This is a genomic window from Gammaproteobacteria bacterium, assembly GCA_014075255.1.
In the GTDB taxonomy this organism is placed as follows: Bacteria; Pseudomonadota; Gammaproteobacteria; order UBA4575; family UBA4575; genus JABDMD01.
This window is the reverse complement of sequence record CP046178.1, coordinates 875,023-890,618: the sequence shown is the minus strand read 5'-3', so window position 1 is coordinate 890,618 and position 15,596 is coordinate 875,023. Positions and strand designations below refer to the sequence as shown.

The window sequence follows — 15,596 nt, the reverse complement described above, 5'->3', positions numbered from 1 at the left end:
ATTACTTTAAAATAAAAAATCATGTTCCAAATTATTAGCAGTGCAATAACTGAAATAGTTATACGCAAACCAATCGTTGTACTTGTGAGTATGTTAGCGCTCGTTGCAGCATCTAGTGTCTATATTGCAAATCTAAACATTGATGCTTCTCCTGATTCGCTCATGTTAGAGAGTGATCCTGATCTTAAATATTATCGAGAGGTGCACCGCGAATATGGTACGGATGAATACATAATTGTTGGTTTTAAGCCCAATAAAGCTATGTTGGAGCTTGAAACCATTCGCTATATAGAAGATATATCGAATCAATTTAAGAAAATCAATGGAATAGCCGGTGTCACCTCATTGAGTAATGTGCCACTTTTATTGCAACTCAAAGAAGATGAAAAAACAGGCGAAACTAGTTTTTCCAATTTATTGAACTCAAATGTTGATCTTAAAAAAGCGGAACAAGAATTCACCTCGAGTCCGATATACGTTAATAATTTAATCAGTAAAGACTTAAGTACAACCGCTATAAAAGTTGATATACAGAAGAATAAAGAACTTGTTGGTTTAATTGAGCATAAGTATGAGCTATTAGAACAGCAAGAATCCGACCCTAAGAAAACACAAATCACAAATGAGCTAGAGGAGCTGCGTGATAATATTATATTAGAACGACAAGTCATCAATCAGCGTTATAAGGAAGTGCTAGATTCTGTAAGAGGAATACTGGCTGCGGAAGTGGATAAAGGGGAATTTTATTTAGCAGGTGCGCCTTTAATTGGAAATGACATGAAAGAGTATGTGGTTAAAGACATACGTACTTTTGGCATTGCCATCCTGGGTATTATGATAGTGGTATTGTTCTTGTTTTTTAGAAAACCAGCGTGGATTTTCTTAGCACTTATTTGTGCAGTATTAAATGTTCTACTGGTTGCAGGTTTAGCATCGCTATTAGGCTTTCAGTTAACCATTATTTCCTCTAATTTTGTTGCCTTGCTGATTATATTTTCAGTCACGTTATCGATACACGTAATAATTCGCTATCAGGAAATTCAGGCAAAACATCCTGATGATAGTGTTGAAGATAAGATTAGAACTGCTATCTCTCAAATCATCACTCCGTGTTCGTACATGGTGTTGACTTCTGCGATAGCGTTTTTCTCATTAGTGGTGAGTGATATCAATCCAGTAATCACTTTTGGCTACATTATGATACTTGGGCTGTTTTGTGCATTTCTGCTGACGTTTACGGTGTTGCCTGCACTGATAAAACTGATTAAGCCTATATCACGCAAACTAGAGAAAGATAAATCTGCTGATTTTCTTGAAAATATTTTGCAAGTTATTGTTAAAAATAAGAAATTAACTTTAACGATATTAATTGGAATGTTTGCACTGAATATATTAGGTATCAGTCAACTTACTGTAGAAAATCGATTTATTGATTATTTTAAAAAATCTACTGATATATATAAAGGACTGGAATTAGTAGATCAAGACTTGGGGGGGACGGTTCCGCTAGAGATTATGCTAGAAGCAGGTTCTGAGCAAGAGGAGATAGATGACGAGTTAGAAGAAGATGAAGAGTTTGGTGATTATTTAACAGAGCTGGAAGAAACCCAAGATGACTTTACGGCAAAAAGTTATTGGTATAACCGCAGCGGAATTAAAAAGATTAACAAAGTTCATCGATATTTAGAAGACCTGCCGCAAATTGGCAAGGTGTTGTCTTTATCAAGCACTGAGGAAGTGTTCAGAACGATCAATAAAGGTGGGCCATTAGAGGATTTTCATTTATCACTGGTCTATTCAAAAGTACCAGAAAAAATTAAAAACGTATTGATATCGCCCTACGTTTCAAGTGATGGAAGTCAAGCACGTGTACTAGCGCGTATCAAGGATTCTGACCACACTTTGATTCGCAATGACTTGCTGAAAAAGATCAAGGCAGATTTAAATGGCGAATTTATAAAAAATGGTGAAAGTGTACGGTTAACAGGAATTAGTGTTTTATACAATAATGTTCTACAAAGTTTATTTAAGTCACAGATCTTAACGCTCGGTACTGTTTTTGTAGCAATACTTATTATGCTGATTGTTCTATTCAGAAGTGTGAAGCTTGCGATTATTGGAACATTGCCGAATATTTTTACAGCGCTCTTTATTTTAGGGTGTATGGGTGTGTTCGGTATTCCGTTAGATATAATGACCATAACGATTGCAGCCATCACGATAGGAATAGGGGTGGATTATGCCATTCACTATATCCATCGCTATAAGAAAGAATATGCTGAAAGTGGTGATAACTACCAGGCTATACATAAATCACAAACAACTGTAGGTAAGGCATTGTACTTTACCTCTATCACCATCACCTTGGGGTTTGTGGTATTGATCCTTTCTAATTTTGTGCCATCCATTTATTTTGGCTTGCTGACAAGTGTGGCAATGCTTGTGTCGCTATTTGCAACCTTTAGCATCATTCCGTTGTTGCTATCGGTAATGAAACCACTCAAAGTTTAAAATGAATGTAAAATGGCTTAGTTTAGCTTTCTGGATAGGCTTGTGTTTATTCGTTGGATTTGTAGGGTCTTTCTTTACTCCTGGGGAATGGTACCTAGGTATGCAGAAATCTTCATTGACCCCTCCTAATATCGTATTTCCAATTGTATGGAATATTTTATTTATTTTAATGGGAGTTGCTGCGTGGCGTATTTGGGGGAAGCGTGAATATGGGCTGAGCATTGCGCTGTTATTGTTTATTGTGCAGTTAGGTTTAAACATTCTATGGTCGTATTTATTCTTTGGTATACATCGACCTGATTTAGCGCTATTAGAAATTATCATTCTATGGCTTGCGATATTGTCTACAGTCATTATTTTCTTTAAGACTGACAAAAAGGCGGGTGTATTGATGTTGCCGTATTTAACATGGGTAAGTTTTGCTATATATCTAAATTATTCTTTTGTGCAAATGAATAATCTTTAGTTATCAAGATCGCATGCTCGCTATCGGTATTGCAGCCTTTTCAATTATCCTTTTAATCGTACATACTGAATTCTTATGCGCTTATGGTCAATTCATCCGAAATATCTCGATACTAAAGGTTTGGTAGCTCTTTGGAGAGAAGCATTGCTTGCCCAAAAAGTATTGAAAGGTGAAACGCAGGGTTATCGTAATCACCCGCAGCTAGATCGGTTCAAGTCAAAAAGAGCACCAATTTTTGCAATTGGTAAATACCTTTATCACATTCATCAAGAATCTTTACAGCGAGGGTATAGCTTTAACGTTGATAAAATTGATAAGACAACATCTAGATTAATAATGGATGTAAATATTGGCCAACTGGAATATGAGAGGCGGCATTTACTTGTAAAGTTAAAATCTCGAGATCGACCATTATATTTTAAGGTAAGAGCGATTAAGGAGCTTGATGCTCATCCTTTTTTCCGCATAGTAACAGGTGGAATTGAAAGTTGGGAAGTCATGAAATAGAGCAACTGAATCATGTAAATGTCTGCTATTGGCCGAAAGCGGACGTAATATAAATTATTAATGCATGGAATGTGTTTAGCCAAAGATTAGCTATACACTATCAAGGTGGGCTTGGTCACATAAATGCGCATTTTTTCCAGATTCAATTTGTATAGTCGGGTGGATAATTCCAAACTTATTTTGTAATTCAGAACTAAGCTGTTGTAAAAACTGATCATCTAAATTTGTTGTATCACGAACAATATGAGCAGTAAGTGCAACTTGGGTGGTGCTCATGGCCCAAACATGCAAGTCGTGAATAGCCGTAATTCCATCTTGTTGTAAAATAAAGCTTCTTACTTCTTCAACATCTATGCCTTTGGGTACACCATCCATGGCTAAGTTAAATGAATCTCGAAATACACCCCAAGTACTGATCACAATCACAATAACAATTAGTAAACTAATTGCAGGGTCAATCCAAAACAGTCCTGTTAGCATTATTGCGATGCCTGCAATGACTACACCTAATGAAACTCCTGCATCGGCAGCCATGTGAATAAATGCGGCTTTAATATTTAAATCATCATGTTGACTCGTTAAGAATAGCAGTGCAGTAGCAGTATTTATAACGACACCTATTGCCGCTACAATAATAATCGTCATTGAATTGACTTCGGACGGGATAGAAAATCGTCCCAAAGCTTCCCAGGCAACAATGCTCATCGTCATTAAAAGAATTAGACTGCTTATAAAGGCCGCTAAGATAGTTCCTCTGCGTAATCCATAGGTTTTTGTGTTGGTGGGTTTGCGTTGAGCTAAGTACGTTGCGCCCCATGCCAAAAGTAGTGCAAGAACATCTCCAAGATTGTGGCCTGCATCTGCAATGAGCGCTAAAGAATTAGATAAAAAGCCAAAAGTTGCTTCAACAATTACAAAAATTACATTTAAAGCCGTGCCAATGCCAAACGCCAAGCTGTAATTTTTAGGAGTAGGGTGCTGGTGGGAGTGTTCCATGTCTGTATTGTATATAAACTACAGTGCTTAGGTTACCCGCCGTTTTAGTAATAAGTAAAAGCAAAACGTAGCTATAGCGGCAAGCAGGTGTTTTATTGTATGACCACTTACTATTTGTCCCATTAATTCATATATTTGCTTATCAAAGTGTTCAGCAAGCTTAGAGAGAGTGTAGAAAACAAAGGCATATACAAGATATTTTGTTTGTAAGTGGTAAGGCTTATAAATAGAAATGATTATCAGTAGCAAACCCATAGAAACAAATTGTACCCAAGCATAAATACGTAAATCATCTGTCATATGCCAGTATATGACCGAAGCCACTCCAACTAGGCACATTGGGATCAGCAGCCATTTCTCAAGTTTACTGTTTACGTAATCGGTCAGAACAATTACAAATAAAGCCATAAATCCTATTGCCATGGGTAAGCGATCCCAGGTTAAGGTCTTATTCTCTGGGCTTAGATGATAATAAGAAGAGCCAAATGCGACAAGAAAGACAGCTAAGAAAAGGATCAACCAACTCCAACTACTGCTTACACCCCAATTTTGGTAAATACAGAATAAACCTAAAATACCTACAAACAAAAACGGTAGATTAGAAGCCACGTCAAAAAAGTTGCTGATGCTCAGCATATTTCGTTTATCTGCAAAGCTATGGTATGCAAGATCTTGAGAAATTGGTTCGATAAAAAATAAACTAACAAAAGAAATGATGACTAGTGAAGCTATCAGCGAGTCTTGCCAGCTGATGGGCCAATTCTTTCCTGTTGGCATGGGTAGGCTATCCTTTAAATGCTTGTGGCGAGGCTAAATACTCTAGTTCAGCATCTGTGCTTGTTCGATTTAATATGTTGTTTCTATGTGGGAAACGTCCATATTTTTCAATGATATCTCGATGATGTTTTGCAAATCGTATATTACTTTCTAATTCAGCTTGTTCAAATAATGTAACTGAATAATTTTGGTCATCAAGGTTTTCACTATGCATGAGTGGCATATATAAAAATGGTAGTTGAATACTACTTAATTGTTTGTCGAAACTTTGGGTTAACGCAGTTCTTGACACGATAATGGCTTGGGCTTCCGTAGAAAAGCTTTTCGCAGTTCCACGAAACATATTTAATGGGAATTGGTCTAATACGATTACTAATGATAATGCACCTAACGAAGTATCGCGCCAACTTTCAAGCAGGCCTTCAGATGCTTGTTCCCATAAAGGTTGATATTTTAAGCGAATAGATTGGTCAAACTCGGGGATTGAGTTAAACCAAAGTCTTTTGGTAGATTCAGAAAACCAAAAATCTAGAATATTATTATGAGTAATCTCATCATTAGTAGAGTCATTCATGCATGAGATTAACCGTTAATATAATGTTCGAGTTGTTCAATTATGTGTTTTTGTTCTGATATAATTGTTTTTACTAAGTCACCAATAGAAACAATCCCGAGAAGGTTGCCATTTTCGATCACGGGTAAATGTCTTACGCGTTTATCTGTCATTAAAGCCATGGCTTCTTCTATTGTTTGTTCTGGTTTAGCGCATAAGACGTTGCTAGTCATTATATCTTTAACAGGTGTATTTGCAGAAGATTTCCCTTTGAGAATTACATTTCTTGAGTAATCTCGCTCAGTAATAATTCCTATAACATGTTTGTTTTGCATGACAATTAATGAGCCAATATGATTATCTGCCATAGACTTGATTGCATCGTATACTGAATCGTTCGGATCAATTGTTGATATCTCATTACCTTTGTTATCTAACAGCTGTTTAATGGTTTGCATGATAATTAAACTCCTTTAGTTAGGTGGTTTAAATCAAAAAAGTTATTGGTTATAAATTCGTTTACAGTTTTCCAATATTGATCGCTATCTTCAAATTTGTTCTTTAGTAAATAGTGCTAGCCTTATTTTTATATAGTGGGTAGTCTTTTGACAATGCGTAATAATTTTGCAAGTTCTATCTCTATTTCCTTGCGTTTTCTTTCAAGATATTCGCGTAGCTGTTTTTTTCGCATGAATAAAAAAAATATTTTTACATTGTCGATAATTATATGATATTCCTTGCGTAGCTTTAGTGCAAAAGGTGCGCTAATTGCAACACTAGTAAGATATATTATCGAAGATGTCATTCCAAAATAGAGATTTATAATATAAGTTTGCGCTGCCCAAAATACTAAAAAGAAGAGCATTCCAAACGATACATTGGCAGTATCATATTGGTCTGGAGCTTTCGCTATGCGTCGCGCGACGTCACGAGTGAGCTGATAAGGAATAAAGCTATTAATAGCTCCCCAGGCTGCAATGGGTAAGCCGATTAATAGGATCAAGAGTAAACGTAAAATATATATGGTAACGAGTAATGGCTTGTATTTAATTGTCAAATGGTAGTCGCGAATACCGCAACATTTGCATAATCGTTCAAAGCCTCGTAATTGTTTAACTAATGAACGCACTTTGTCTGGTTCATAGATTCTTAAAATACGCTGTGCATCGATAAGCCGTTGCAGCGCATGGAAACGCTCTTTTAATTGTCCCTTTCTATATTTTCCTCTTCGAAGAGCAAAGAATTTTTCTAGGCGAGTAATCAAATAGATATCTTCCCATGAATCCGCATTCAACGTAACTTTTGCAAGTTCTTGTTTAATGCGATCCGTTATTAGTTCTACTGACTCAAATGAATCTAATTTTTCAGATGTGGTTATATCTACAGCTATTCCATATTGTACTAATACATCGCTGCGAAATTTCCCTTTACGTGAGAAAGTGAGTCCGACTGGGATAACAACAGGAGCTGCCTTGTTGTTTTCTTTTGCACCAAGTGCAATGCGTGCGGCGCCAGTCTTTAGTTTGTTAATGTGCGGATCTGAATGACTTTGCCCTTCGGGAAATATTATTATGGTTTCATTTTCTGCTAAAAGCTCATAGCACTTTGCAAATGAGTCTTGATTTTGTGTGGTATCACTATCTGGGTCATGGCGACGATAAATGGGTACAGCGCCTATCGTATTTAATATTGGTTTGAGAAATGGATTTAAAAATAGGCCGCTACGTGCAAGCGGGCGTAAGTCTTTATTAGTGGATGCTTGCAATACAACGACATCCACTAAAGCATTCACATGATTGGCGCATAGTAATAATCCAGAATCCTTAGGAATATTTTCTAGCCCTGTAACTTCAAGTTCTCGATAGAAGATACGTGTTACAAGACGACAAAATCGCTTCCATGGGCTAAGAAATCTTGTTCGAGATAATGATTTTTGTTTTTTGGGTATCGCCATAGATAGTGTATCGATACTTTAGCGACTTAAAAATTTACTGCAGTAGCGGGTGATCTTTAGGGAGTTGTTTGGATACCCAAATAGCAAGTTTGTGTTTCATGCCGGGTAAGCCTTGTTGGTCTTTTGCTAAAGGTTGAATTAGCTTGTCGTGTACAAGTAATTTGTATAGATATTCAATTTTTTCACTTGCAGAATCGGTGGATTCAAATTTAACTACACCGCGTTTCTCAGCATAGATCATTCCCACGCGTATTGCTTTTTTAACTAACTCTGCTTCATTTTTTAATTTTTTCATGGAGCAATTGACAATAATTAATAGAAATGTTTTAAGCTAGTTTTCGTAGTAATTTTTCTGGAACCGGGACTGATTCTCTTACAGACTGTATAGCTTGTTCGTTTAATGAGCCGGTTCTTAGCTTGCTAGTGCATAAAGCGGTCCTAAATCCAACATAATCAGGAGAGGCTTTAAGTAAGGTAGGGACATCTTTGGTAGTGAGTGATCCTGCAAGTCCAGTAAGTAAATCATTTTGTTTGGCCCGATTAACAAAATATTCTAACTGCATAATGTTCTTGTGGGTCAGTAAACTTCCGGATCCTTTGCGTGCAGTGTCTAACATGACGCCTTTTAAACGTGCATCTGCTGCGGCTTTAATGGCTAGGTCCACATCAAATTCCATGTCTGCAAAAAATACAGCGATGATTGAGATGCCTTTATTGGTGCAATGAATGAGGCTTGGTAAACAAGATTCGATATGGCGCTCACTGAATATGCCAACTTTTACGTAATCAACACCGGTTTCAGCAGTTTGAGTTACTTTTTCATTTATTTTGGCGGTGTCTGCAGGTAAGTCACCGATGGTTGCGCTAACTACACATTTTTCCCATAAATCATCAACCACGCGATGTATCTCGTTTAATGGCACAGCGCCTAATGCACCTTCATTGGGTTCTTTCAGGTCAATAATGTCTGCACCACCTTGATAGACTAATTTAGCTTCTTCAAGATCGCGAACACTGGCTAGCATTCCTGTCATGTTTGACTTTCCTTATTCCTATGGGTATCTATTTTTTCCATTAGCCATGCCCAAGCTTCTTGTTCACGTGGTCCAGAAGTTTTTTCATAACCAATGCTTAGATATTCAATTTCTTGTTGTATCTTATCTGGATGCAACATGTGTAGGCGACTCGTTAATATAGCGAGTTCAATAACGGCTGACTGAGCGCGATTATACCCATGAAATGGTTTGTGTGTGACTTCGTGAGCCACTTTGCAAGTGTATCTGGGTCGTTGTTCATCTTCTACCTTATCAATTACTTCTAACTCTGTGTGGGCTAGGCAGTTTTCTAAACGTATACCTTTGAGTACTTCGGTAGGGCATGTAGGCCAGTCTCGATGTCCGGTTAAACATCCAGCAAACACGCGCACATCATCAGTGTAGTTCAATGTTGCGGTGCCATCTCTTTGTAAATTATCTAAGGTTGCTGAGGGTTTAAACGGCAAAATAATAAGATGTTCTCCTTCTTCATGAATTCCCATCGGGGCAATATGAATACTTTTATCATCGCGGATCGATGTAACGATACATTCTCTAATAAAGGGCATTACTTTTTCTTCTTTGTGTTTAGTCTTTTGTCTTTTCTGGTCTTCCGTGTGTGCATGGTTGTGCCGGCTTCTTTGAATTGACTTAAGTCATCAGCTGCACTTTTTGTGCTTACACCCCAGTCTAATTCTTCATCTTGCTCATAGCGTTTGCCTAATTGCCATGCAATTTGCGCTCGTGCATGCTCAATGCCCAAGTAAAAAGCATGCCCACCATCATCATCTACATTTAATTTAGGGTAGATTTCGTATGGATCGGTTGCGGTATGCATACCATCTCGATTGTATGTATGTACACCTTCTTCACTAACTTGAATACGAAAATTAGGATCTTTAATTTCGGCAGCAAATTCTTTAACTTCTTCTATCGTGTATGGGAACGGTTTGCGTTCATGTAGCGCCATCAGACCATTGTCGTAGCCCTTGGGAGGAATGCTATCAATTCTGGATGCGTACATAACTCTTCGTGCAAGATCTGCTTCTCGTACAGCGTATCGGCAATGCTCACTTACCTCGGTGGCAAGTACATGTCTGATTTCTAACTCAGAGATTATGCCCAGTAGTATAGCGTTGGTGCCTGCAGAGTCTGCATGCGTGAGTTCGGTGAGATTACCAATACCCATGATGATCTCGATGTCAGGATAACGTTTGCGCAAGTTACGATAACGAATAATTGACTCGGTGAAGCCGAAATGAATGGGATCTAAAATTGAGTCTGCGATGAATTCTCGTCCCTGTTTAATCAGTTGTTCAATAGCACGATAAAGTGAGCGCGCATCTGAAGGAGTGTTGCCTATCAAAATCGGGGTGGAATTAACTTCGTCTAAAATCCAAAGAGTTTTTTCACTTAAGCTCAGTAAAAAGTCGGCTCCTGCTTTTCCGCCCGTTACTAAATCTTCGGGAGTTAATGAGTCAACACTGACCTTAAAACCTTCGGCTTTAAGTGCTTGCACAGATTCAGCTAAGTGTGGAAAAGGAGTGCTAGGTAAGCAGCCAAGGTCAATTACATTTGCACCATCTTCTTTGTAGGTCTGAGCACGTTTAACAATATCAGCAACGGTCATCATCGGTGCATCAACAATTTCTGCAAATATTTGTACGTCGTACTGACTTAAGTCTGCTTTTCGATCGACCTGTCCAAAATACGCTGGTAAATCTTTTAATTCATCAGGGCCTCGTTCGACGGGTAGTTTTAATGAATTGGACAGCGCTTCAATGTCTCCTCGACATCGACCTGGGAGGATAACTTTTTGTGCTAGACCCGTATCCGTTAAGCGTTTCTCTATTAGCTGGGTCGTCATTAATGCAGCGACGCTGACTCCCAGCTGACGTACTTCATAGGTAAATTCTGTGGGCTGCATAGATTCCAATACTCGATGCAAACTTTTTTCTGCAAGTTTGCCGGTTAAGAAAAGAATATGTTCAGCCATTATCTGTGTAAAACAACTACTTGAGTAAGTTTAAATAAGTACTTAATAAATATAATCATTTTACACGCACTTAAATTAAATTCTTGGTTTTTTGATGAGCTCAAAAGAGAGAGTGAGCAATAAATAACAGTGATTTAAGTTTAGTATCTTGTTTAGAATGCTCATGTAATTATATTTCATATTGGTCATTCATACATGCTAACCACAATTAAGCGCCGTCCTGATGTTGCTATCAGTGAGGATATCAATGAACTGCCTCTCATATTGCAGCGCATTTATGCTCAACGTGGCATTAGTAATGAAGAAGAAATTAATCATTCGCTTACTAAGGCTTTGCCGCCTGGAAAATTACTTAATGTAGAAGCAGGGGTAGAGCTAATCTATCGCTGTATGAAAAATGATCAGCATATCTTGATTGTGGGTGATTTTGATGCGGACGGTGCAACCAGCACAGCGTTGTTTATTCGAGCATTGAAAAGCTTTGGCTATTCAAATGCTTCCTACCTTGTGCCAAATCGATTTGAGTTTGGTTATGGGCTAACGTCTGAAATAGTTGAAGTCGCTGCTGAATCCAATCCAGCCTTGATTATCACTGTAGATAATGGGATCTCTAGTATAGAAGGAGTGGCTGCTGCAAAAGCAAAAGGTATTGATGTCTTAATAACCGATCATCATCTGCCAGGTAGAGAGCTTCCGAAAGCGGATGTCATAATTAATCCTAATCAAAATGGTGATAATTTTCCAAGCAAACACTTAGCAGGGGTAGGTGTGGTGTTTTATGTGTTATCTGCATTGAGAGCGTTGCTCCGAGAGAGCAACTGGTTTACTGAAAAGCAATTAAGAGAACCTAATCTTGCCCAATTTTTAGATATTGTTGCGGTAGGTACCGTTGCAGATGTAGCAAAGCTTGATTACAACAATCGAATTCTTGTTGATCAAGGACTCCGTCGCATACGTGCAGACAAATGTTGTGCAGGAATTCGAGCAATGCTTACCGTGTCTGGTAAAAAGTTATTTAGGGTGAGTTCTACAGATCTTGGGTTTGTAGTAGGGCCTCGTCTCAATGCAGCCGGTCGTTTAGAAGATATGTCTTTAGGTATTGAGTGTTTGCTTACAGATGATGAGGGACATGCGCTAGAACTTGCTAAACAACTTAATGATCTAAACGAGGAGCGCAAACAAATTGAGCAGCAAATGCAAAAGCAGGCATTAGAGGTATTGAAGTCTAATAAATTTGAAAATGTTGATGCGCATCGATTTGGTATTGCATTATATGATGCAGACTGGCACCAAGGTGTCATCGGAATTGTCGCTGCACGATTAAAAGAAAAGTTTCATCGCCCCGTTATTGTATTTGCGCAAACTAACGATACAGAACTTAAAGGTTCAGCGCGGTCTATTCCTGGCTTGCATATTCGCGATGCAATCGACTTACTTGCAACAAGGCACCCTGAATTAATTAATACTTTTGGTGGACATGCCATGGCTGCAGGGATGTCGATTCCAAAAGAAAAATTTAATGAGTTTGCCTCAGCTTTTAATCATGTGATAGAAGAGCTGGTTACTCCAGAACAATTGGAGGCAATTTTATTGTCTGATGGCGAGTTAAAAGAAAATGAGCTATCGCTGGATATAGCTGAACTATTATTTCGCGCCGGTCCTTGGGGTCAAGGTTTTCCAGAGCCTATTTTTGATGGCGTATTTAACGTGAATGATCATCGAATTGTCGGTAAACACCACTTGAAGTTAAATTTAACACCATCAGGGGGTCGACAAAAGATAGATGCGATTGCTTTCAATATTGAAAAGCATCAATGGCGTGAAGAAAGTAGCGAAGTTAGAATTGCATATCAGCTCAGCATAAATGAGTTTCGTGGCGCCCGTTCTGCACAGCTCATTGTCCAGCATTTAGAATCGATTTAAACTTAACAAATCGCTTAATAATTCGCTTTACTTGGCTTATTTCGGGGCAAGATATGCGTTACTATACGCGCGCAAATAATACGACTTAAAATTTAATAAAAGAATATGGAAATTAACCCTCTACAAAAATTGATCGAAGATCTACAAACACGTTCGTCTAGTCTCCGGGGGTATCTTTGACTATGAAAATAAATGTGAACGGCTCGATGAAGTCAGTCGTGAATTAGAAGATCCAGATATCTGGAACCAGCCTGAGCTTGCTCAAAAACTGGGTAAAGAACGTGCTAGCTTAGAAATAATAGTCAAAACCATAGACGATGTTGAAGGAGGAGTGACGGATGCGAGTGATCTTCTAGAGTTGGCTTCAGAAGAAGGGGATGAAGAAACGCTTAAAGCCATCGGTGAAGACTTGCAGGCGCTAGATGCACGTGTTGCTGTGCTCGAATTTCGTCGCATGTTCTCTGGTGAAATGGACCCTAATAATGCGTTTCTGGATATACAGTCGGGTTCAGGTGGTACTGAAGCACAAGATTGGGCAGAAATGTTATTACGTATGTTCCTAAGATGGGGCGAACGTAAAGGTTTCAAAACCGAGCTAATTGAAGTTTCCCCAGGTGAAGTGGCAGGTATTAAGAGTGCAACAATTAAGTTTGAAGGTGATTATGCCTTTGGTTGGTTACGTACCGAAACAGGTGTGCATCGATTAGTGAGAAAATCTCCTTTTGATTCTGGGAGTCGCAGGCATACTTCTTTTGCTGCAGTATTTGTTTCACCAGAAATTGATGATGATATTGAAATAGATATAAATCCTGCAGATTTACGCATAGATGTTTACCGTGCCAGCGGTGCAGGTGGGCAACATGTTAATAAGACGGAGTCCGCAGTTCGAATAACGCATGTTCCTACAGGGGTTGTGACACAATGCCAGAATGACCGCTCGCAGCACAAAAACAAAGATGTAGCAATGAAACAATTGAAAGCCAAATTGTATGAATTGGAAATTCAAAAGCGTCAAGGTGAGCAACAAGCAGTTGAAGATAGTAAAGCCGATATTGGTTGGGGCAGTCAGATTCGCTCGTATGTATTAGATCAATCACGAATAAAAGATTTACGTACATCGGTTGAAACAGGAAATACCCAAGCGGTTCTAGACGGGGATCTAGATCAGTTTATTGAAGCAAGTCTTAAAAGTGGCCTATAAGTAGAAAATTATGTCTGAAGAAAATAAAACACAAGAAATAGATCAAAGTGCTGATGAGAACAAACTCATCGCAGAGCGTCGTAAAAAATTAAACTTAATGCGTGAAAGTAGCAATGCATTTCCGAATAGTTTTCGTAGAGATAGTTATGCGCAAGATTTGCAAGAAAAATACGGTGATAAATCTAAAGAAGAGCTTGTTGATTTAAATCAGCATGCAAAAATTGCGGGTCGCATTATGGCTAAGCGCGGGCCATTTATTGTATTACAAGACATGACGGGCCGAATCCAAGCATATATCGATCGTAAAGGCTTAGAGAAAGAGCAAGTTAAAGATATAGATACCTGGGATATTGGCGATATCATAGGCGTTGAAGGTACGATTAATAAATCTGGTAAAGGCGACCTGTATGTAAAAATGGAAACCGTTTCTTTATTAACGAAGTCACTCAGGCCATTGCCAGAAAAGTTTCATGGCTTAACAGATCAAGAGCAGCGTTATCGCCAACGTTATGTTGATCTCATTATGAATGAAGAATCACGTAAAGTTTTCAATACGCGTACTAAAATTATTCAATACTTGAGAGACTTTCTTTCAGAACGCAGATATGTAGAGGTCGAAACGCCGATGATGCAAGTGATACCGGGCGGCGCAACGGCACGACCCTTTGAAACCCATCATAATGCCTTAGACATACCTTTATATATGCGCGTCGCGCCCGAACTGTATTTGAAGCGTTTAGTTGTCGGCGGGGTTGAGCGTGTATTTGAAATCAATCGTAACTTTCGTAACGAAGGTTTATCTACGCGTCATAACCCAGAATTTACTATGCTTGAATTTTATCAAGCCTATGCGGATTATTATGACTTAATGGATCTTACGGAAGAAATGCTAAGAGGTGTATGTAATGAAGTGCTTGGTTCTACTTCGATTGCATATGGTGAAGACACCTATGATTTTAGTAAGCCTTTTGCACGAATGAGCGTTAAAGAATCAATTCTACATTTTAACCCTAAATTATCGGAAGATGATTTAGATAATATAGGTAATGCAAAGGTGGTCGCTGAACAACTAAACATTCCGATTAAAGATAGTTATGGCTTAGGAAAAATTCAAATTGAAATATTTGAAAAAACGGTGGAAGAAAATCTTAAAGATCCCACTTTTATTACTGCTTATCCAACTGAAGTTTCTCCACTCGCACGAAGAAATGATGATGATCCGTTTGTAACGGATCGTTTTGAGTTTTTTGTAGGCGGCAGAGAGTTGGCAAATGGCTTTTCAGAATTAAATGATTCTGAAGATCAAGCGGAACGCTTTAAAGTCCAGGTAGCAGAAAAAGATGCGGGCGATGATGAAGCTATGCATTTCGATGAAGATTATATACGTGCATTGGAATATGGGTTGCCGCCTACTGCAGGTGAAGGAATTGGAATCGATCGTTTAGTAATGCTATTTACCAATTCACATACGATACGTGATGTGATTCTATTCCCACATATGCGGCCAATTTAAAGTCATGCAAATACGAAACTATAGTGTGACAGCACTAAGCAACTGGAGATGTAGCAGAGTACATTAGCTGATTATTAGATTATCAATTGGTAATGTTTAGCAATTCTGAATTAGAAAAATCATAGAATAATTGCAAATATATTCTTCGAATTCAATTCAAATAGT

General features: G+C 38.4%; 15 protein-coding genes. 6 read left to right on the top strand and 9 right to left on the bottom strand.

Translation table 11 applies throughout. The annotated features are described in order from the left end of the window. The first annotated feature begins 21 nt into the window (after nt 1–21). The 3 genes from GKR92_04560 (at nt 22) to GKR92_04550 (ending at nt 3,484) form a co-directional block, all read left to right on the top strand. A complete protein-coding gene (locus GKR92_04560) occupies nt 22–2,511 on the top strand; it encodes an MMPL family transporter (protein ID QMU61009.1) in 2,490 nt (829 codons plus the stop codon). Between the two features lies 1 nt (nt 2,512). Next, nucleotides 2,513–2,977, top strand: coding sequence for a tryptophan-rich sensory protein (locus GKR92_04555; GenBank protein QMU61008.1), 465 nt, complete (start codon nt 2,513–2,515; stop codon nt 2,975–2,977). A 75-nt stretch (nt 2,978–3,052) separates the two neighbouring features. Then, on the top strand, nt 3,053–3,484 hold the full coding sequence (locus GKR92_04550) for a hypothetical protein (protein ID QMU61007.1): 432 nt from the start codon (nt 3,053–3,055) through the stop codon (nt 3,482–3,484). A gap of 90 nt (nt 3,485–3,574) precedes the next feature. Here the strand turns inward: GKR92_04550 and GKR92_04545 are convergent, their stop codons facing one another. The 9 genes from GKR92_04545 to GKR92_04505 all read right to left on the bottom strand — a co-directional run bounded on the left by GKR92_04545 (nt 3,575) and on the right by GKR92_04505 (nt 10,794). Further along, complete coding sequence (locus GKR92_04545; protein ID QMU61006.1) at nt 3,575–4,480, bottom strand: cation diffusion facilitator family transporter; 906 nt, start codon at nt 4,478–4,480, stop codon at nt 3,575–3,577. 27 nt (nt 4,481–4,507) lie between these two features. Next, on the bottom strand, nt 4,508–5,257 hold the full coding sequence (locus tag GKR92_04540; protein ID QMU61005.1) for a hypothetical protein: 750 nt from the start codon (nt 5,255–5,257) through the stop codon (nt 4,508–4,510). A gap of 7 nt (nt 5,258–5,264) precedes the next feature. Then, complete coding sequence (locus tag GKR92_04535; GenBank protein QMU61004.1) at nt 5,265–5,831, bottom strand: DUF924 family protein; 567 nt, start codon at nt 5,829–5,831, stop codon at nt 5,265–5,267. 8 nt (nt 5,832–5,839) lie between these two features. Next, a complete protein-coding gene (locus tag GKR92_04530; GenBank protein ID QMU61003.1) occupies nt 5,840–6,268 on the bottom strand; it encodes a CBS domain-containing protein in 429 nt (142 codons plus the stop codon). Nucleotides 6,269–6,396: 128 nt separating this feature from the next. Further along, nucleotides 6,397–7,764 (bottom strand): hypothetical protein, encoded by a 1,368-nt coding sequence (locus GKR92_04525; GenBank protein QMU61002.1) that lies wholly within the window; start codon nt 7,762–7,764, stop codon nt 6,397–6,399. Between the two features lie 34 nt (nt 7,765–7,798). Then, nucleotides 7,799–8,059, bottom strand: a complete 261-nt coding sequence (locus tag GKR92_04520; protein QMU61001.1) for a DUF5062 family protein — start codon at nt 8,057–8,059, stop codon at nt 7,799–7,801. Between the two features lie 31 nt (nt 8,060–8,090). Next, nucleotides 8,091–8,798 (bottom strand): hypothetical protein, encoded by a 708-nt coding sequence (locus GKR92_04515; protein ID QMU61000.1) that lies wholly within the window; start codon nt 8,796–8,798, stop codon nt 8,091–8,093. Then, entirely contained in the window at nt 8,795–9,367 is a 573-nt protein-coding gene (locus tag GKR92_04510) for a DUF447 family protein (protein QMU60999.1), read from the bottom strand. The genes GKR92_04515 and GKR92_04510 overlap by 4 nt, the downstream gene beginning before the upstream one ends. Then, complete coding sequence (locus GKR92_04505; GenBank protein ID QMU60998.1) at nt 9,367–10,794, bottom strand: dihydropteroate synthase; 1,428 nt, start codon at nt 10,792–10,794, stop codon at nt 9,367–9,369. Before GKR92_04505 ends, GKR92_04510 begins: the two co-directional genes overlap by 1 nt. Before the next feature lie 195 nt (nt 10,795–10,989). Between GKR92_04505 and recJ the strand changes: the two genes are divergently transcribed. The 3 genes from recJ to lysS all read left to right on the top strand — a co-directional run bounded on the left by recJ (nt 10,990) and on the right by lysS (nt 15,431). Next, nucleotides 10,990–12,717, top strand: a complete 1,728-nt coding sequence (gene recJ / locus GKR92_04500; GenBank protein QMU60997.1) for a single-stranded-DNA-specific exonuclease RecJ — start codon at nt 10,990–10,992, stop codon at nt 12,715–12,717. 105 nt (nt 12,718–12,822) lie between these two features. Further along, nucleotides 12,823–13,918, top strand: a protein-coding gene (gene prfB / locus GKR92_04495) for a peptide chain release factor 2 (protein ID QMU60996.1) whose coding sequence is annotated in 2 segments (ribosomal slippage) — nt 12,823–12,894 and nt 12,896–13,918 — 1,095 coding nt in all. Because the reading frame shifts where the segments join, the coding sequence is not laid out codon by codon here. Nucleotides 13,919–13,928: 10 nt separating this feature from the next. Further along, nucleotides 13,929–15,431 carry a lysine--tRNA ligase gene (gene lysS / locus GKR92_04490; GenBank protein ID QMU60995.1) on the top strand — a complete coding sequence of 501 codons (1,503 nt, stop codon included), beginning with the start codon at nt 13,929–13,931 and terminating at the stop codon, nt 15,429–15,431. Nucleotides 15,432–15,596 lie beyond the last annotated feature (165 nt).

Coding starts and splice junctions, on each gene's coding strand:
- GKR92_04560 (QMU61009.1), top strand. CDS start 22: ATGTTCCAAATTATTAGCAGTGCAATAACTGAAATAGTTATACGCAAA.
- GKR92_04555 (QMU61008.1), top strand. CDS start 2,513: ATGAATGTAAAATGGCTTAGTTTAGCTTTCTGGATAGGCTTGTGTTTA.
- GKR92_04550 (QMU61007.1), top strand. CDS start 3,053: ATGCGCTTATGGTCAATTCATCCGAAATATCTCGATACTAAAGGTTTG.
- GKR92_04545 (QMU61006.1), bottom strand. CDS start 4,480: ATGGAACACTCCCACCAGCACCCTACTCCTAAAAATTACAGCTTGGCG.
- GKR92_04540 (QMU61005.1), bottom strand. CDS start 5,257: ATGCCAACAGGAAAGAATTGGCCCATCAGCTGGCAAGACTCGCTGATA.
- GKR92_04535 (QMU61004.1), bottom strand. CDS start 5,831: ATGAATGACTCTACTAATGATGAGATTACTCATAATAATATTCTAGAT.
- GKR92_04530 (QMU61003.1), bottom strand. CDS start 6,268: ATGCAAACCATTAAACAGCTGTTAGATAACAAAGGTAATGAGATATCA.
- GKR92_04525 (QMU61002.1), bottom strand. CDS start 7,764: ATGGCGATACCCAAAAAACAAAAATCATTATCTCGAACAAGATTTCTT.
- GKR92_04520 (QMU61001.1), bottom strand. CDS start 8,059: ATGAAAAAATTAAAAAATGAAGCAGAGTTAGTTAAAAAAGCAATACGC.
- GKR92_04515 (QMU61000.1), bottom strand. CDS start 8,798: ATGACAGGAATGCTAGCCAGTGTTCGCGATCTTGAAGAAGCTAAATTA.
- GKR92_04510 (QMU60999.1), bottom strand. CDS start 9,367: ATGCCCTTTATTAGAGAATGTATCGTTACATCGATCCGCGATGATAAA.
- GKR92_04505 (QMU60998.1), bottom strand. CDS start 10,794: ATGGCTGAACATATTCTTTTCTTAACCGGCAAACTTGCAGAAAAAAGT.
- recJ (QMU60997.1), top strand. CDS start 10,990: ATGCTAACCACAATTAAGCGCCGTCCTGATGTTGCTATCAGTGAGGAT.
- lysS (QMU60995.1), top strand. CDS start 13,929: ATGTCTGAAGAAAATAAAACACAAGAAATAGATCAAAGTGCTGATGAG.